This window comes from Streptomyces sp. NPDC045998, from assembly GCF_056430285.1.
The window spans coordinates 25034-40964 of sequence record NZ_JBWKLJ010000005.1 but is presented as its reverse complement, the minus strand read 5'-3'; the positions used below and the strand labels follow the sequence as shown (position 1 = coordinate 40964).

The window sequence follows — 15931 nt, the reverse complement described above, 5'->3', positions numbered from 1 at the left end:
CCGTACGCGTACGGGGACGGCGCCCCGTACGCGTACGGTCACGCGGGTTCAGGCCGCGTCGGCCTCCGCGTACACCCCCGGCAGCCGCGGCCGGCCGGTCCGCAGCGCCCACGCGCGGAGCACCGGGTCGTCCCCGACGACGGTGGCGTGGCCCACGGCGCGCAGCACGTCGATGTCCCCCGCGTCGTCCCCGTACGCGAAGCAGTCCTGCGGCTGTGCCCCCAGGTCGTGCATCAGCCGGCGGACCCGACGGGCCTTCTCCTCCCCGATCACCGGGGCGTCGACCTCACCGGTGAGGACTCCGCGGCGGACCTCCGGCATGGTGCACACCGTCCGGTCCGCCGCGACATGGCGGGCTATGGGGTCCAGGCACGCGGCGAACGAACCGGACAGCAGCACGATCGTGTGCCGGGCCGCGCGGTGCCGGTCCAGTGCGGCACGGACCGGCGGGTGGAACAGGTCGCCGCGGGCGAGCTCCTCCTCGAACCAGGCCCGGCCACTGCGCATCAGGTCGCGCTCGCGGTGGCCGCGCAGCCGGCGGAAGAAGGCGCGGTTGAGGTCGGCACGGGCGGCGCCCGCCGCCCGCAGGGCGAACAGCTCGGCCCGCACCACGGAGGCGGGCGGGCGGCCGCGGGCCCCGGTGTCGCCGAAGTGGTGATCGAGCAGGCCCAGCATGCTCTTGCCGGTGATGAGGGTCTCGTCCACGTCGAAGAAGGCGAGGACGGAATGCTTGTGGGTGGTCGACATCAGTTCAAGTCCGGGAATCGGGGCGGGAGCTGGTCAGGCGCCCGCCGGGTACGGAACGGAAGCGGGCACGTCGGGGCCCGGCAGGAAGGCGGAAACGACGGAAACGCGGAAAGGGCGGGAACGGCGGGAACGGCGGGCGCGCTCGCAGGGCTCCGCGCCGGGCACGGCGGGGAGCAGCGGCGAACGCCCGGGACCGGCCCGGGACTCGCTCGCCCGTGGCGCACGGCCCGGGCACGCCCGGGCACCGGCGGGACGGCGCCGGCATGGGGGCGATGGGGAGCGACGGGGAGCGGCGACGATCGGCGTCGATCGGCGGCCGGGGTTCCCCGGGGCTGCCGGGCTCACGCGGCCCGGCATACGAGCGGGCCTGGTCAGGACTGGTCAGGCCTGGTCAGGTCCGGCCCGCAGCAGCAGCTCTAGCGGACGAAGTGGTGGGCCAGGCCGGCGCGGGCCACGGCCTCGCCGTGCTGCGTCGCGGTCAGCCGCACCACGTGGCCCTGCGGCAGCTCCGTCGTGTCCTCGACCGTGATGGTCACCGGCGCGTCCAGTTCCGCGAACCGGTCGAAGCTGATCAGCGCGGCGGCCAGCGTCATCGGCTCCGCGGCGGTGGGCCGGGGCGCGGCCAGGTGCGCGGCCTGGCGGAACGCCTCGGTCAGCGCGATGCCCGGCACGTGGTCGCAGGCGTGCTCGAAGTAACCGGCGTGATCGGGGTCCAGGCGCAGGAGGTAGGTGTTCTCCGCGAGCCCGGGTGCGACGGCGAGCAGGACGTTCTGGGGGTTCGGCCGGCCGGCGCGGGCACCGCACACCGGGGTCCCCCTGTCCGGACGTACCTCCGCGGGCTGTGCCGTCCGTGCGGCCCCTCGGGCACGCAGGGCGCGGTACGCCCGCGACGCGAGGGTCACCAGGCGCCCCGAAATCCGTGCGCAGGGGCGGCCGCCGACCCTGATGTCCGCGGTGAAGCGCGCCTGGACGCGCTGCGGCGTGGCGGGCTTGTCCGGGTCGGGCGTGAAGGTGGTGTCGAGCACCACCTTCAGCGGATCGGCGCCCACCTTCAGCGCGGCCGGGTCGTCGATGCGGAGGTCGAGGTCGCAGAAGACGAACCGGTGGTCGAGCGGCACGTCGTTGTAGCGGTGGGCGACGTAGATGCCGGCCTGGCGGAACGTTTCCACGAGCAGCAGCGGATCGCTGTGGCCGTGGCTGTCGGGGCCGTACAGGGCGTGGGTCCGCGGCCACTGGGCCGCGACCAGCGCGCGCCCCGGGCCGGTGGAGCGGCCGTCGGTCACGAACACCTCGGTCACCGAGGCCCGGTGCACGAGTCTGCGCGGAACCGTGCGTTCAAAACCCAGGGGCTCTGCCGGGGCCGGTGAGGGCAGGATCACCCGGAGGCGTTCCTCAGCGGGCGAAGACAACGTACGAGACATCACAAATCCCCCCATTTGTCACGCTGCAGCGCATGCGCAGCGCGTGGCACTCTCCCGCAGGAGAAATATTCCTTCGGGAATGTATATTGCGCTCCGCAGTCAGACCAGCACTCATCTCACAGAATGGACACCCGTCCCGAGGGCGCGCACCGCACCCCGGGACCGCGCGGAAGAGGAGGGGACGGTTCAGCGCCGCGCGCCGACGAGCGGGCCCAACACCCGTGTTCCCACGCGCCCTTGCTTCGAGCGCGCTCCAAGGCGTTGGCTGTACGTCCATGAAGTACACGCAGCTCGGACGCACCGGACTCAAGGTCAGTCGCATCGTCCTCGGCACCATGAACTTCGGGCCGCAGACCGACGAGGCCGGCAGTCACGCCATCATGGACGCCGCGCTCGGCGCGGGGATCAACTTCTTCGACACCGCCAACGTCTACGGCGGGACCGACCACAGGGGCCGCACCGAGGAGATCGTCGGCTCCTGGTTCGCCAAGGAGGCGGGACGGCGCGACAAGGTCGTGCTCGCCACCAAGGTGTACGGGCCCATGGGCGGCGACGGGGACGCGTGGCCCAACCACGACCGGCTCTCCGCCGCCAACATCCGGCGGGCCGTCGAGGGCAGCCTCCGGCGGCTCAACACCGACTACATCGACCTCTACCAGTTCCACCACATCGACCGGCGCACGCCGTTCGAGGAGATCTGGCAGGCCATCGACGTACTGATCCAGCAGGGCAAGATCCTCTACGCCGGTTCGAGCAACTTCCCCGGCTACAAGATCGCCCAGGCCAACGAGAGCGCCGCCCGCCGCGGCATGGTCGGGCTCGTCAGCGAGCAGTGCCTCTACAACCTCGCCGAACGCCGCGCCGAGATGGAGGTCATCCCCGCCGCGCGGGACTACGGCCTCGGCGTCATCCCGTGGTCCCCGCTGCACGGCGGACTGCTCGGCGGCGTGATCAAGAAGGAGGCGGAGGGTACGGCGCGCCGCACCCGGGGCCGTTCCGCCGACGCGCTCGCCAACAGCGCCGTACGCGAGCAGGTCCAGGCGTACGAGAACCTCCTCGACAAGCACGGGCTCGCGCCCGGCGAGGTCGCGCTGGCGTGGCTGCTGACCCGGCCCGGGGTGACGGGACCGATCGTCGGGCCGCGCACCGCCGAGCAGCTGGAGTCCGCGCTGCGCGCGGTCGAGCTGGACCTCTCGGACGAGGTGCTCACGGGGCTGGACGCGATCTTCCCGGGGACGGGGCCGTCGCCGGAGGCGTTCGCCTGGTAGGCGGCGGTCACACGACCGACGCCACCGCGACGATCAGGAACATCAGTACGAGCACACCGGCCATGATCCGGTTTCGGGTTTTCGGGTCCACGCGTCGAGCGTAACCGCCCGCCGGGAAGGACCACCCGGAGGGACCCGCGGTGCGGGGCTACTGCCAGCTCATGTCACCGAGGGTGCCCGCCGGTGCGGTCTGCCAGCTCATGTCACCGGCGACGGTGAGGGCGGGGGCAGGCTCGACGGCCATGCCGTCGCCGGCGAGGAGGGCGGCGAGGGCGAGGGCGGCGACCGCGGCGGCCTGGGCGATACGGGTGCGGATCATGGTGTGTCGTTCCTTCGCTGCGAGGGCTGAGGTGGCTTCCCGGTCGGGCCCGCGTCCCGCGGTGACGCGCGTTCCGGCCGGTGCTCCCTAGCTTCGTCGCAGGTGGGAGCCGGTGGAAGAGGTCCCCGGTGGACCGAAACGGCCTTGACCCAATGCGGCCACGCCCCCTCGTGAGGGGGCGCGGCCGTCGGCGGGTCGGGGAGTCGTCAGCCCTTCGGGGAGACGAAGCCCTGCACCGGGCCCGGCGCCGACCGGGCTGGGGGTCTAGTACCAGCCGACCGACTGCGAGTGGTTCCAGGCGCCGCACGGCGTGGCGTACCGGTCCTCGATGTAGTTCAGGCCCCACTTGATCTGGGTGACCGGGTTCGTCCGCCAGTCGTCGCCGTAGACGGACATCTTGGAACCGGGGTTCGCCTGCGGGATGCCGTACGCGTCCGAGGTCGGGTTGTCGGCGTTCCACTTCCACGTGCTCTCGCGCTGCCACAGGGCGTCGAGGCAGTTCCACTGGGTGGTGGTGTTCCAGGTCGCGTCCTGCTGGATCATCATGTCGCGGGCTTTGGCCTTCACCGCGGGGATGTCGTTCGGGTCGAGCGTCTCGGTGGTCGTGACGCACGTGAACGTCGCGGGCTGCGCGGAGAGCAGCTTCTGCGTCCCGCCGGACTCGGTGACCGGGTCCGTGGTGTTGTACGTGATGTCGGCGCCGCTGCCGTCGGTCGGGTTGCCGTCCTTGTACCAGTACATGGCGCCCGTCGTGGCGATCCGGCCGTAGTACAGGCCGCCGCCGGGCGAGACCAACTGATCGAAGGCGGACCAGCCGTCGGCCTTGAGGTCGTTGCGCTTCCAGGTGCTGCCGGAGATGACGTAGTCGAGCAGCTTGCCGTCGGAGGTGGTGGCGCCGAGGCGGTCGTCGCCCGTGGCGGTGAGGGTCTTCAGGGTGAAGCCGGTGCCGATCTCGGTGCGGGCGCCGATGTGCTGGGAACCGGCGGGCTTGTCCTCGGTGACGTTGTAGCGCAGCAGCAGGCCGGCGGCCGTGGTGCCGTAGAGGTGGCCGTGGCCGTCGTACGTGAGCTTGTCGTGCGTCCAGCCGCTGTCGGCGATGCGGACGGGGTTGCGCTCCAGGACCAGGGTCTCGTTGTTGGTCTTGACGTCGACGCGGTAGAGGGCGCCGGTGGTCGAAGTGACCAGGATGGTGTTGAAGTTGAGCGTCGCCATCGCCTTCGGCTCGAAGCCGAGGTCCTGGCCCACCCGGACCTTCGCGAGGTCGCCGCCGGAGGGGTTGATGGCGCTGAAGGTGAGCCGGCCGTCGCCGAGGACACCGTAGATGGAGACCGTGCCGGAACAGGTGGTGGCGGCCTGGGCGGTGGTGGCGGTGGCGATGCCGGCGGCGGTGAGCAGCCCGGCCCCGGCGGCTCCGGCGAGCAGCATGCCGGTGGCTCGGCGCGCGGTCGTGCGGATGGCGTTCATGCGGAGGTCCCCCCTGGGACGTGGTGGCAGGCAGTAGGAAGTGCGGTGGAGAGGGCGGCGGTTCTTACTGCCAGCTCATGTCGTCGGCGCATCCCGCGGATGCCCGGGCGGTGGTGCCGGAGGTGCCGGTGGTGCCGGTGAGGGCGAGGGCGGCGACCGCGGCGGCCCGGGTGGCGGAGATGCGGCTCATGGTGCTGAGACCCCTTCGGGAAGACTGGCGTGGCAGGTGACCGGCCGGTTCGGTCAGGCGTTCCGCGGTGACGCCCATCGAGCTCGTTCCGGCCGTTGATCCATAGCTAAGCCGCAGGTCAGCGGGGTGAGAAGAGATTCCCCCGGGCCGGAATCGGCCCTGGACGGTTGCGTCCACCCCCCGCTCGGCGCGGGCCGTTCAGAGCCGGCTCGGCCAGTCGCCCAGGAGCGCGGGCGCGATCAGCGGGACCCCTACGCGGGTCAGTCGGGCGGGCGGCAGCCAGCGGGCCTCGGCGAGCAGCCGCCGGCACACCGCCGTCGCTCCGCTCTCCGCCTCCGCCAGGCTGCCGGCCGTGGAGTAGAAGCCGAGCGTGAAGGCGTGCGGGGAGCGCGGATGCACCGAGAGGTGCTCCACACGGTCGGACGGGAGGATCGATGCGCGGGCCAACTCACGTAGGCCGCCGGGGACTTCATGCGGCGGAACGAGTTCGAAGTGGGCGTGGACCAGATACATGCTTTCCACCTTCGCCGCGGATGAACCGCCGTACGCCATGACGAAGGCGGCCTGTTCGGGCACTGGCCGCTTCCGTCCATGTCGGTGTTCACGAAGGTGTGAGCCTTGTGTGATGTCGTGGGGTGTCTGCGATGATCACGTGCGCACGTCATGTACGCGATGACCTCAGCGATCCGGGGGGACACATGCTGACCGAGCTCGGTCTCGACGTCACGGCGGAGGCCGTCTACCGCGCCATGCTGTCGCGGCCCGACGCCGGCGTGGTGGCGCTCGCCGCGGCGATCGGAGCCTCCGAGGACGCCGTACGCGACGCCCTGGACGACCTCAGCGAACTCGCCCTGGTCCGGCCGTCCGCCGAGGACGAGGGCAGGCTGCGCGCGGTCTCGCCGGACGTCGGCATGGACATCCTGCTCGCCCGGCGGCAGGCCGAACTCGCGGCGCAGCAGCAGCGGTTGGAGGCTTCGCGGGCCGCCGCCGCGCAGCTCATCTCCGAGTACACCGAGCTCACCCCGGCGGGCGGCACCCCCGGTGTCGAGCAGCTGGTCGGCCTCGACGAGGTGCGCGACCGGCTGATCGCGCTCACCCGGAGCGTCACCACCGAGGTCATGACGTTCTCCCCGGACGCCGCGCTCACGGAGTCGGCCATCGCCTCGTCCCGCCCCCTCAACGAGGACCTGCTCGGGCGCGGGATACGGATGCGCACGATCTACCTGGACAGCGTGCGCAACAGCCGCCCCTCCATCGAGCACGCCAACTGGCTGGCGGGGCTGGGCGGTCAGGTCCGTACCGCCCCCTCGCTGCCGACGCGCATGGTCATCGTCGACCGCACGACCGCGCTGATCCCGGTCAGCAACGAGAGCTCCGCGGACGGAGCGGTGCTGCTCACCGGCGCGGGCATGCTGACCGCCCTGTGCGCGCTCTTCGAGACGACGTGGACGGCCGCGCAGCCGCTCGCCGAGGTGCCGGCGCTCGGGCCGCACGGCCTCACGGCACAGCAGTCGGCGGCGCTGCGACTGCTCGCCGAGGGGTACACGGACGAGGCCATCGCCAAGCGGCTCGGCGTCTCACCGCGTACGGCGCGCCGCATCGCCACCGACCTGATGGAACGCCTGGACGCGCGCAGCCGCTTCGAGGCGGGCGTACGCGCGGTCCAGCAGGGCTGGCTGCCCGACCACTGCTAGCGAGGGTTACTCGCCCAGGGGCCAGGCGGCCAGGGTCTCGTAGCGGGGCGGGCCCCCGGGTTCGCCCTTCGCGGCGAGGTTGCTGCGGACGAGGACCAGCTCGCCGACCTGCCACCGCGCGCCCTCGAAGTGCTGGAGCTCGTCGACGTACGGGCGCAGGTCGACGGTCTGCGTACGGCCGCGGGCCAGCGTCAGGTGGGCGTGGTAGGCCCGGTGCTCGTCCATCGCGATACCGGTGCGGCGGGCCGCCGCCTCCGTGCGCTCGGCGAGCAGCCGGATGTCGTCGAGCGCCCCGGCCGCGCCCGCCCACAGGGTGCGGCGCCCGAACCGGCCGCCGCCGTGGAGGCGCAGCGGGAAAGGCGCGGTGCGGTGGGCGGCGCGGGCGAGCCGGCCGCGCAGCTCCGGCAGGAGCCGCTCGTCCACCTCGCCCATGAAGGCGAGGGTGAAGTGCCACCCCTCCCGGCCGGTCCAGCGCAGTTCGTCCGCGCCGGGGAGGGTCTTCAGGCGGCGGACCTCGGCGGCGAGTTCGTCGACGGCCGCGGGAGGCGGCAGCACGGCAGCGAAAAGCCTCATGACGCGAGTCTGGCATGATCGCGCGCCCCTATTCTCAGGCCATGAACATGCCCATCACCATCAGGAAGGCCGTCGCGGACGACGTCCCCACGATGCTCGCCATCATGGACAGCGCCGTCGTCTGGCTGAACGCGCGGGGCATCACGGCCCAGTGGGGCACGGAGCCGTTCTCGGCCAGTCCGAAGCTGGTGGAGGGGGTCCACCGGTACGTCGCCGAGTGCTCGCCCTGGATCGCCGAGATCGACGGCGTGCCCGCCGGGACCATGACGCTGGCGCCGGTCCCGGGGGCGCACGTCCCGCCCGCCGCCGAGCCGGAGGTGTTCGTCCGCAGCCTCGCCACCGAGGGCCGGCACCACGGGCGGGGCGTGGGCGTCGCGCTGCTGGCGCACGCGGTGGAGGAGACCCGTCGGCAGGGGGTCTCGCTGCTGCGGGTGGACTGCTTCGCGGGCGGCGACGGACGCCTGGTGCGGTACTACGAGCGCAACGGCTTCACGCCGACGGAGACCTTCGCGATCGGCGACTGGCCGGGCCAGGTGCTGGAGCGACGGGTGTGACACCCGGGGCGCACCGAGTGCGCCCCGGGGCCTTACGCTGGCGTTACGCGCGGCCTTACCCGCGGCCTTACGCCGCCGTCGCCAGCTGCTCGCGCGGTACGAAGCGCACGTGCGGGTGCCCCCGCCGCATGTCCAGCTTCAGGCGCAGGCCGACCGCCCGGACCAGCACCAGGCCGATGACCGCCGCCGCGGCCAGCGAGACCGCGCCGCCCACGGCGAACCCGGTGCGGGCGCCGTAGGTGTCGGTGATCCAGCCGACGAGGGGCGCGCCCAGCGGCGTACCGCCGACGAACACCATCATGTAGAGGCTCATCACGCGCCCCCGCATCACGGGGTCCGTCGCCATCTGCACCGACGCGTTCGCGGTGACGTTGACCGTGAGGCCCAGCATGCCGATGGGGACCAGCAACAGGGCGAACAGCCAGAACGCCGGGGCGAGCGCCGCCGCGATCTCCAGGACGCCGAAGGCCATCGCCGCGCCGACCAGCAGCCGCAGCCGCGAGGTGCCGCGCCGGGCGGAGAGCAGGGCGCCGACCAGGGAGCCGGCGGCCATCAGGGTGTTGAGCAGGCCGTACGTCCCCGGCCCGACGTGGAAGACGCCGTCCGCGAAGGCGGTGAGCCAGATCGGGAAGTTGAAGCCGAAGGTGCCGATGAAGCCGACGAGCGCGATGGGCCAGATCAGCTCCGGGCGCCCGGCGACGTACCGCAGGCCCTCCCGCAGCTGGCCCTTGCCGCGCGGGGCGCGCTCGGCCTTGTGCAGCTCACCGGTGCGCATCAGCAACAGCGCGGTCAGCGGGGCGAGGAAGGACAGGCCGTTGACGAGGAACGCCCAGCCGCTGCCGATGGAGGCGATCAGCGCGCCCGCGACGGCGGGGCCGACGAGCCGTGCCGACTGGAAGTTGGCGGAGTTGAGGCTGACGGCGTTGCGCAGCTGGGCCGGGCCGACCAGCTCGGAGACGAAGGACTGGCGGGCCGGGGTGTCGACGACCGTGACCATGCCGAGCAGGGACGCGATCAGGTACACGTGCCAGACCTGGACGTGCCCGGAGAGGGTCAGGACCGCGAGCGCCAGACCGCACAGGCCGAGCGCGGCCTGGCTGGCCAGCAGCAGGCGCCGCTTGGGGTAGCGGTCGGCGATGACGCCGCCGTACAGGCCGAAGAGCAGCATCGGCAGGAACTGCAGCGCCGTGGTGATGCCGACGGCGGCGGCGGAGCCGGTGAGGCTCAGCACCAGCCAGTCCTGGGTGATGCGGGCCATCCAGGTGCCGGTGTTGGAGACGATGGCCCCGGTGAAGAACAGCCGGTAGTTGCGGATCTTCAGGGAGGCGAAGGTCGACTTCTCGGTGGTGCGGGTGTCGTGGGTGGGTATGCGTGCGGGTGCGGAGTCTGCTCCGTTTCCCGTACTCAAAAGGGTTCGCCTCCTTGGTTCGGTGTGCTTACAGGTGCGCGAGCTTCTCCAGCACGGGCGCGGCCGCACGCAGCTTGGCCCACTCGTCCTCGTCGAGGCCCTCGGCGAGGGAGGCCAGCCAGGCGTTCCGCTTGCGGCGGGACTCCTCCAGCATGGTCTCGGCCGTCTCGGTCGAGCTGACGACCTTCTGCCGGCGGTCGTCGGGGTGCGGCTCCAGCCGGACCAGTCCCTTGGCTTCGAGCAGCGCCACGATGCGCGTCATGGACGGCGGCTGGACGTGCTCCTTGCGGGCCAGCTCACCGGGGGTGGCCGAGCCGCAGCGGGCGAGGGTGCCGAGCACCGACATCTCGGTGGGGCTCAGCGATTCGTCGACGCGCTGGTGCTTCAGGCGTCGGCCCAGCCGCATGACGGCCGAGCGGAGGGAGTTCACGGCGGCCGTGTCGACCGGGTCGCCGTGGGAGAGGTCAGGCATGTTCCTTAGCATAACTCATTACTCTGACTAAAGACCAACGCTTCACCCGAACGGGTGAGAGATTTCCGGAAAGTGACGCGCGCGGCCAGGCGGGGCGGTCACCCTGACCGGCATGTCATCGACGGTGCTGAGTCTGCGCATAGACGGGGAGCTGCTCGACCGGGTGAGGCAGCACGCGGCGAGAAGCGGAATGAGCGTCCAGGACTATGTCGTCCGGACGCTCATTCGGGAGGATTTCGACGAACGCTTCCAGGCGGCGGTCGACGAGACGGAGAGGTTCTACGGCCTCACCTGACGTACGCGGCTCACGTCAGGCCCAGCGACGGCATGGCGTAGTAGAAGACGAAGACCGCCGACACGACGTACATCGCCACCGGGACCTCCCGGCCGCGCCCGGCCGCCAGCCGCAGCACGCTGAAGGCGATGAAGCCGATGCCGATGCCGTTGGTGATCGAGTACGTGAACGGCATCATCAGCATCGCCAGGAAGGCGGGCACGGCGATGGTGAAGTCGCTCCAGTCGATGTCCTTCACCGAGCCGGCCAGGATCAGGAAGCCCACCGCCAGCAGGGCCGGGGTGGCCGCCTGGGACGGGACCATCGTGGCGAGCGGCGTGAGGAACAGCGCCACCGAGAAGAGCGCGCCCGTGACGACCGAGGCGAGGCCGGTACGGGCCCCCTCGCCGACACCCGCCGTGGACTCCACGAAGCAGGTGGTGGCGGAGGAGGAGGTGGCGCCGCCGGAGGCGACGGCGAGGCCGTCGACGAGCAGCACCTTGTTGATGCCGGGGAAGTTGCCGTCCTTGTCCATCAGCTTGGCCTCGTCGCCGACGCCGAGGATCGTGCCCATGGCGTCGAAGAAGCAGGAGAGGAGGACGGTGAAGACGAACAGGCAGCCGGTGAGCAGGCCGACCTTCTCGAAGCCGCCGAACAGGCTGACCTCGCCGACCAGCCCGAAGTCGGGGCTGGCGACCGGGTTGCCCGGCCACGTCGGGGTGGTCAGGCCCCAGGACGGGATGGTGGCGACGGCGTTGACCACCATCGCGACGATCGTCATGACGACGATCGAGATGAGGATGGCGCCGGGCACCTTGCGGATGATCAGCGCGAGGGTGAGCAGGGCGCCGAGCACGAAGATCAGGACCGGCCAGCCGGAGAGGTGACCGTTCGACCCCAGCTGGAGCGGGACGGTGGTGTGGGCGGCGTCCGGGATGCGGGAGACGAAGCCCGCGTCCACCAGGCCGATCAGCATGATGAACAGGCCGATGCCGATGGCGATGCCCTTGCGCAGCCCGACCGGCACGGCGTTCATCACCCGCTCGCGCAGGCCCGTCGCGACCAGCAGCATCACGACGATGCCGGCCAGGACCACCATGCCCATCGCGTCCGGCCACGACATGCGGGGCGCGAGCTGCAGGGCGACGACGGTGTTGACGCCGAGACCGGCGGCGAGGGCGATGGGGACGTTGCCGATGACGCCCATGAGGAGCGTCGAGAGCGCGGCGGTCAGGACGGTGGCGGTGACGAGCTGGCCGCCGTCGAGCTGGTGACCGTACATGTCCTTGGCGCTGCCGAGGATGATCGGGTTCAGCACGATGATGTACGCCATCGCGAAGAAGGTCGCGAAGCCGCCGCGTACCTCCCGGGCGACCGTGGAGCCGCGTTCGGTGATCTTGAAGTAGCGGTCCAGGCCGCTGATCGGCTGCTGCGGGGACGGCGGCGTGGCGCCGGTGTCCAGCGGAGCGGGGACCGAGGAGGGCATGCGAAACCTCAGGGTGCGGGGGGCGGGAAGGGGGTTGACCGGTCGTGTTCGTTCATTCACACGAAAGAAACCGGTCAGGCATAAGCCGTTTCAGTATGAATGCATCATGCGAAGATCGGTATCTCCGCGCGTAGATGCGTCCGGTGGGTGGGACGCCGCTGCGCCTCGGACGCCCGTCGGCGCTCCGCATAGACTCGCCGCATGGCGAAGTGGACCCCCAAGCACGAGGCACCGGAGCCCCTGGAGGGGCCCGTCGTCGGCACGATCACCGGTGGCACGATCCTCTGGTTCGCCCTCTTCCTCGTGCAGGTCCCGTTCTACGGCTGGTTCGCCGACCGCGACCTCACCTGGTGGGTCTGGACCTGCCTCGCGGGCGGCGGTCTGGGCCTGATCGGCATCTGGTACGTCCGCAAGCGCGACGCCGCGATCAAGCGCGCCCGCGCCGAGGCCCCGGACGCGGCGCGGGAGCCGTCCGACTCCTGACGCCGATCAGGTGGCGGCCCGCGCCCGCCGCGTGTCGCCCCACCCGCGCCGCGCACCGCCGGAGTGATCATGAGCTCGTCCGACCACGGGTCGATCAGAGGCGGGTCGTCATGCTCATCACCCTCGCGGTGGCCGGTACGGCGTTGGTCGTGGGACTGCTCGCGCGCTGGCTCATGCGCGAGCGGATCGAGTCCACGGGAATGCAGCCCCTGGCGATCCGGGACTTCATCATCCCGGTCCAGTCGCTGGTGATCTTCGTTCTCGCGTTCGTCCTCGTCACGGCGTCGAGCTCCAACGGCAAGGCCGACGAGGCCGTGCGCAAGGAGGCCGGCATGGTGGACCACATGTTCGAGGCGGCGGACTTCGCCCCGGCGGCCCAGCGCGAGCGGCTGCAGGCCGACGTCGTCTGCTATCTGCGGGCGGTACAGACCTGGGAGTGGCCCGCCATGGCCCACGGCGGTGGCTCCAAGGTCCCCAGCAACTGGACCACCGACTTCCGCGCGGGGCTCCAGGCCATGAACGACTCCCCCGCACTCGGCATGCTCGTCTCCGCCGACAAGGACCGCTCCCAGGCCCGGCAGACCCGCATCGCGGAGGCCTCCCCCACGATCCCCAACACCGTGTACTTCCTGATGCTCGCCGCCCTCGCGGTGCTGGTCGTCACCCTGGCGCTGTGCCTGCCGCGCAAGAACCCGGTGCTGGTCGCCTGTGGCCTGGTGGTGCTGACGGGACTGCTCACCAGCGTGATGCTGGTCATCCGGGACGTCGACCGGCCCTTCAGCGGTGTCGTCCAGATCAAGCCCAGCGCCATCGCGGCCGTCGAGGACGACGTGACCGAGGACTTCATCGCCACGTACGGCAAAGGCCGCCTGCCCTGCGACGACCAGGGCCGCCCGAGGCGCACCGCCGTCTGACCGTAGGGGCACCCCGTAGGTCCCCGGGACCATCCCCGTCCTCCCGTGGTCGGATCTTCCCCCTACTCGGGGGGTGAACGCCCGCCTCCCGCCGTACCGTCGAAGACATGACGCAGCGGGCGAAGATCGACACCGACGGCCCCGAGCCGGGGGCACCCGTCATCGACGCCGGGGCGGAGCTCGACCCCGTCCACCCGGTGGCACCACCCGTGCGGCACCGGCCCGGGGGGCTGACCGCCGCCGAGGTGGCCGAGCGGGTCGCGCGGGGCGAGGTCAACGACGTACCCGTACGCTCCTCGCGCTCCGCCGCCGACATCGTCCGGGCCAACGTCTTCACCCGCTTCAACGCCATCATCGGCGTGCTGTGGGTGATCATGCTCGTCGTGGCGCCGATCCAGGACAGCCTCTTCGGCTTCGTCATCCTCGCCAACACCGGCATCGGCATCATCCAGGAGCTCCGCGCCAAGAAGACCCTCGACGGGCTCGCCGTCATCGGCGAGGCCAAGCCCACCGTCCGGCGCGACGGCGTCGCGGCGCGGCTCTCCACCTCCGAGATCGTGCTCGGCGACTGCGTCGAGCTCGGCCCCGGCGACAAGGTCGTCGTCGACGGCGTGATCGCCGAGGCGGACAACCTGGAGATCGACGAGTCGCTGCTGACCGGCGAGGCCGACCCCGTCGTGAAGAAACCCGGCGACGAGGTCATGTCCGGCAGTTTCGTCGTCGCGGGCGGCGGGGCGTTCACCGCCACCAAGGTGGGGCGCGAGGCGTACGCCGCGCAGCTCGCCGAGGAGGCGTCCCGCTTCACGCTGGTCCACTCCGAGCTGCGCAGCGGCATCTCCACGATCCTGAAGTACGTGACGTGGATGATGGTCCCGACCGCGATCGGGCTCGTCATCAGCCAGCTCGTCGTCAAGGACACCGACCTCAAGGAGTCCGTGGCCCGGACGGTCGGCGGCATCGTGCCGATGGTGCCCGAGGGGCTGGTGCTGCTGACGTCCGTCGCCTTCGCCATCGGCGTCATCCGGCTCGGGCGCAAGCAGTGCCTCGTCCAGGAGCTGCCCGCCATCGAGGGGCTCGCACGCGTCGACGTCGTCTGCCTGGACAAGACCGGCACCCTCACCGAGGGCGGCATGGACGTCACCGGGCTGCGGGCGCTCGACGGGTACGACGAGACGTACGTACGCGAGGTGCTCGGCGCGTTCGGCGCGTCCGACCCCCGCCCGAACGCCTCCCTCCAGGCGATCATCGACGCCTATCCCGACAGCGGGTGGACCTGCGTCCGGACGCTGCCCTTCTCCTCCGCCCGCAAGTACAGCGGCGCCGCCTTCCAGGAGCCGGAGGGGACGAGCTCCTGGCTGCTCGGCGCGCCCGACGTGCTCCTCCCCGACGGCGACCCCGTCCTGGACGAGATCGAGGACCTCAACGCCCAGGGCCTGCGGGTGCTGCTCCTCGCCCGCGTCACCGGCGCGCTGGACGACCCCGGGGTCGCCTCCACCGCCCGCGCCGCCGCCCTCGTCGTCCTGGAACAGCGGCTGCGGCCCGACGCGGCCGACACCCTCGCCTACTTCGCCGACCAGAACGTCGCCGCCAAGGTCATCTCCGGCGACAACGCCGTCTCCGTCGGCGCCGTCGCCGCCAAGCTCGGCATGGACGGCGCCGACCGCGCCGTCGACGCGCGCCGCCTGCCCGCCGAGCGGGCGGAGATGGCCACGGCCCTGGACGAAGGAGCCGTCTTCGGGCGGGTCACCCCCCGGCAGAAGCGCGACATGGTCGGCGCGCTCCAGGCGCACGGGCACACGGTCGCGATGACCGGCGACGGCGTCAACGACGTCCTCGCCCTCAAGGACGCCGACATCGGCGTCTCCATGGGCTCCGGCTCCGAGGCCACCAAGGCGGTCGCGCAGATCGTCCTGCTCGACAACAGCTTCGCCACGCTGCCGTCCGTCGTCGCGGAGGGCCGCCGGGTCATCGGCAACATCACACGCGTCGCCACGCTCTTCCTGACGAAGACGGTCTACTCGGTGCTGCTGGCGATCCTGGTGGTGTGCTCGCAGGTGGAGTACCCCTTCCTGCCCCGCCACCTGACGCTGCTGTCCACCCTCACCATCGGCGTCCCGGCCTTCTTCCTCGCCCTCGCGCCCAACAAGGAGCGGGCCCAGCCGCACTTCGTACGCCGCGTCATGCGGTACGCGATCCCCGCCGGACTCATCGCCGCCGCCACCACCTTCGCCACCTACCTGCTCGCCCGCACCCACTACAGCGGGGAGGGCGCGCTCGCCGCCGAGACCAGCGCGGCGACGCTCACCCTCTTCCTGGTGTCCCTGTGGGTGCTGGCGATCATCGCCCGCCCCTACACCTGGTGGCGCGTGGGCCTGGTGGCGACGATGGGCCTCGGCTTCCTCGTCGTCCTCGTCGTGCCCTGGCTCCAGGACTTCTTCGCCCTGAAGCTCGTGGGCACGACGATGCCGTGGGCCGCCGTCGCCATCGCCGCACTCGGCGCGGCGGTGCTGGAGGTCGCGTGGCGCCTGGTGCCGCGGAAGGTCCCGGCGGCCGGTTAGGTCGTATCCGCAGGACCCCGGTTCCGCGAGGAGCGGGCGCCGGTCCGTCCGTTCACTCCATCGGGCGGTATGCGCCCTGCCGTCGCATGAGGGGTGGTCGCGCGGC

The 15931-nt window shown here is 71.6% G+C and carries 17 protein-coding genes; 7 read left to right on the top strand and 10 right to left on the bottom strand.

The window, feature by feature from the left end; genetic code table 11:
* Positions 1-48: 48 nt before the first annotated feature.
* Together AC07FJ_RS16665 and AC07FJ_RS16660 are read right to left on the bottom strand one after the other, a co-directional pair.
* On the bottom strand, positions 49-747 hold the full coding sequence (locus AC07FJ_RS16665) for an HAD family hydrolase (protein WP_479049581.1): 699 nt from the start codon (positions 745-747) through the stop codon (positions 49-51).
* 416 nt (positions 748-1163) lie between these two features.
* On the bottom strand, positions 1164-2168 hold the full coding sequence (locus tag AC07FJ_RS16660; RefSeq protein ID WP_479049579.1) for a ScbA/BarX family gamma-butyrolactone biosynthesis protein: 1005 nt from the start codon (positions 2166-2168) through the stop codon (positions 1164-1166).
* A gap of 275 nt (positions 2169-2443) precedes the next feature.
* Here AC07FJ_RS16660 and AC07FJ_RS16655 point away from each other — a divergent pair, with 275 nt between their 5' ends.
* Positions 2444-3436: an aldo/keto reductase gene (locus tag AC07FJ_RS16655; protein ID WP_479049577.1), complete on the top strand. Its 993-nt coding sequence runs from the start codon at positions 2444-2446 to the stop codon at positions 3434-3436.
* 148 nt (positions 3437-3584) lie between these two features.
* On the opposite strand, the gene AC07FJ_RS16650 is transcribed toward AC07FJ_RS16655, so the two are convergent.
* The 4 genes from AC07FJ_RS16650 to AC07FJ_RS16635 all read right to left on the bottom strand — a co-directional run bounded on the left by AC07FJ_RS16650 (position 3585) and on the right by AC07FJ_RS16635 (position 5922).
* On the bottom strand, positions 3585-3755 hold the full coding sequence (locus AC07FJ_RS16650) for a hypothetical protein (RefSeq protein ID WP_479049575.1): 171 nt from the start codon (positions 3753-3755) through the stop codon (positions 3585-3587).
* A gap of 264 nt (positions 3756-4019) precedes the next feature.
* On the bottom strand, positions 4020-5219 hold the full coding sequence (locus AC07FJ_RS16645) for an aggregation-promoting factor C-terminal-like domain-containing protein (protein WP_479049574.1): 1200 nt from the start codon (positions 5217-5219) through the stop codon (positions 4020-4022).
* A gap of 64 nt (positions 5220-5283) precedes the next feature.
* Complete coding sequence (locus AC07FJ_RS16640; protein ID WP_479049572.1) at positions 5284-5409, bottom strand: hypothetical protein; 126 nt, start codon at positions 5407-5409, stop codon at positions 5284-5286.
* 198 nt (positions 5410-5607) lie between these two features.
* Entirely contained in the window at positions 5608-5922 is a 315-nt protein-coding gene (locus tag AC07FJ_RS16635) for a hypothetical protein (RefSeq protein ID WP_479049571.1), read from the bottom strand.
* 185 nt (positions 5923-6107) lie between these two features.
* Here AC07FJ_RS16635 and AC07FJ_RS16630 point away from each other — a divergent pair, with 185 nt between their 5' ends.
* Entirely contained in the window at positions 6108-7103 is a 996-nt protein-coding gene (locus tag AC07FJ_RS16630) for a helix-turn-helix domain-containing protein (RefSeq protein ID WP_479049569.1), read from the top strand.
* Between the two features lie 6 nt (positions 7104-7109).
* Here AC07FJ_RS16630 and thpR read toward each other — a convergent pair whose 3' ends face one another.
* Positions 7110-7676 carry an RNA 2',3'-cyclic phosphodiesterase gene (thpR, locus tag AC07FJ_RS16625; RefSeq protein ID WP_479049567.1) on the bottom strand — a complete coding sequence of 189 codons (567 nt, stop codon included), beginning with the start codon at positions 7674-7676 and terminating at the stop codon, positions 7110-7112.
* 47 nt (positions 7677-7723) lie between these two features.
* Between thpR and AC07FJ_RS16620 the strand changes: the two genes are divergently transcribed.
* Positions 7724-8230: a GNAT family N-acetyltransferase gene (locus AC07FJ_RS16620; protein WP_479050185.1), complete on the top strand. Its 507-nt coding sequence runs from the start codon at positions 7724-7726 to the stop codon at positions 8228-8230.
* Positions 8231-8297: 67 nt separating this feature from the next.
* Here AC07FJ_RS16620 and AC07FJ_RS16615 read toward each other — a convergent pair whose 3' ends face one another.
* Positions 8298-9638, bottom strand: a complete 1341-nt coding sequence (locus AC07FJ_RS16615) for an MFS transporter (RefSeq protein WP_479049565.1) — start codon at positions 9636-9638, stop codon at positions 8298-8300.
* Between the two features lie 28 nt (positions 9639-9666).
* Complete coding sequence (locus tag AC07FJ_RS16610) at positions 9667-10110, bottom strand: MarR family winged helix-turn-helix transcriptional regulator (RefSeq protein ID WP_468293989.1); 444 nt, start codon at positions 10108-10110, stop codon at positions 9667-9669.
* A 112-nt stretch (positions 10111-10222) separates the two neighbouring features.
* Between AC07FJ_RS16610 and AC07FJ_RS16605 the strand changes: the two genes are divergently transcribed.
* The gene (locus AC07FJ_RS16605) at positions 10223-10405 is read left to right on the top strand and encodes a ribbon-helix-helix protein, CopG family (protein ID WP_361417402.1); all 183 of its coding nucleotides are present in this window, start codon (positions 10223-10225) and stop codon (positions 10403-10405) included.
* Positions 10406-10415: 10 nt separating this feature from the next.
* Here AC07FJ_RS16605 and AC07FJ_RS16600 read toward each other — a convergent pair whose 3' ends face one another.
* Entirely contained in the window at positions 10416-11870 is a 1455-nt protein-coding gene (locus AC07FJ_RS16600) for an NCS2 family permease (RefSeq protein ID WP_479049564.1), read from the bottom strand.
* A gap of 201 nt (positions 11871-12071) precedes the next feature.
* Here AC07FJ_RS16600 and AC07FJ_RS16595 point away from each other — a divergent pair, with 201 nt between their 5' ends.
* From AC07FJ_RS16595 to AC07FJ_RS16585, 3 genes are all read left to right on the top strand, one after another.
* Positions 12072-12353, top strand: a complete 282-nt coding sequence (locus AC07FJ_RS16595) for a DUF2530 domain-containing protein (RefSeq protein ID WP_479049562.1) — start codon at positions 12072-12074, stop codon at positions 12351-12353.
* Positions 12354-12463: 110 nt separating this feature from the next.
* Positions 12464-13267: a bestrophin-like domain gene (locus AC07FJ_RS16590; protein ID WP_479049561.1), complete on the top strand. Its 804-nt coding sequence runs from the start codon at positions 12464-12466 to the stop codon at positions 13265-13267.
* 107 nt (positions 13268-13374) lie between these two features.
* Positions 13375-15825, top strand: coding sequence for an HAD-IC family P-type ATPase (locus AC07FJ_RS16585; protein WP_479049560.1), 2451 nt, complete (start codon positions 13375-13377; stop codon positions 15823-15825).
* The last annotated feature ends 106 nt before the right edge of the window (positions 15826-15931 follow it).

What these genes read in the sequence shown, in the direction of transcription:
- AC07FJ_RS16665 (WP_479049581.1), bottom strand. Translation starts at nt 747, where the DNA reads ATGTCGACCACCCACAAGCATTCCGTCCTCGCCTTCTTCGACGTGGAC.
- AC07FJ_RS16660 (WP_479049579.1), bottom strand. Translation starts at nt 2,168, where the DNA reads ATGTCTCGTACGTTGTCTTCGCCCGCTGAGGAACGCCTCCGGGTGATC.
- AC07FJ_RS16655 (WP_479049577.1), top strand. Translation starts at nt 2,444, where the DNA reads ATGAAGTACACGCAGCTCGGACGCACCGGACTCAAGGTCAGTCGCATC.
- AC07FJ_RS16650 (WP_479049575.1), bottom strand. Translation starts at nt 3,755, where the DNA reads ATGATCCGCACCCGTATCGCCCAGGCCGCCGCGGTCGCCGCCCTCGCC.
- AC07FJ_RS16645 (WP_479049574.1), bottom strand. Translation starts at nt 5,219, where the DNA reads ATGAACGCCATCCGCACGACCGCGCGCCGAGCCACCGGCATGCTGCTC.
- AC07FJ_RS16640 (WP_479049572.1), bottom strand. Translation starts at nt 5,409, where the DNA reads ATGAGCCGCATCTCCGCCACCCGGGCCGCCGCGGTCGCCGCCCTCGCC.
- AC07FJ_RS16635 (WP_479049571.1), bottom strand. Translation starts at nt 5,922, where the DNA reads ATGTATCTGGTCCACGCCCACTTCGAACTCGTTCCGCCGCATGAAGTC.
- AC07FJ_RS16630 (WP_479049569.1), top strand. Translation starts at nt 6,108, where the DNA reads ATGCTGACCGAGCTCGGTCTCGACGTCACGGCGGAGGCCGTCTACCGC.
- thpR (WP_479049567.1), bottom strand. Translation starts at nt 7,676, where the DNA reads ATGAGGCTTTTCGCTGCCGTGCTGCCGCCTCCCGCGGCCGTCGACGAA.
- AC07FJ_RS16620 (WP_479050185.1), top strand. Translation starts at nt 7,724, where the DNA reads ATGCCCATCACCATCAGGAAGGCCGTCGCGGACGACGTCCCCACGATG.
- AC07FJ_RS16610 (WP_468293989.1), bottom strand. Translation starts at nt 10,110, where the DNA reads ATGCCTGACCTCTCCCACGGCGACCCGGTCGACACGGCCGCCGTGAAC.
- AC07FJ_RS16605 (WP_361417402.1), top strand. Translation starts at nt 10,223, where the DNA reads ATGTCATCGACGGTGCTGAGTCTGCGCATAGACGGGGAGCTGCTCGAC.
- AC07FJ_RS16600 (WP_479049564.1), bottom strand. Translation starts at nt 11,870, where the DNA reads ATGCCCTCCTCGGTCCCCGCTCCGCTGGACACCGGCGCCACGCCGCCG.
- AC07FJ_RS16595 (WP_479049562.1), top strand. Translation starts at nt 12,072, where the DNA reads ATGGCGAAGTGGACCCCCAAGCACGAGGCACCGGAGCCCCTGGAGGGG.
- AC07FJ_RS16590 (WP_479049561.1), top strand. Translation starts at nt 12,464, where the DNA reads ATGCTCATCACCCTCGCGGTGGCCGGTACGGCGTTGGTCGTGGGACTG.
- AC07FJ_RS16585 (WP_479049560.1), top strand. Translation starts at nt 13,375, where the DNA reads ATGACGCAGCGGGCGAAGATCGACACCGACGGCCCCGAGCCGGGGGCA.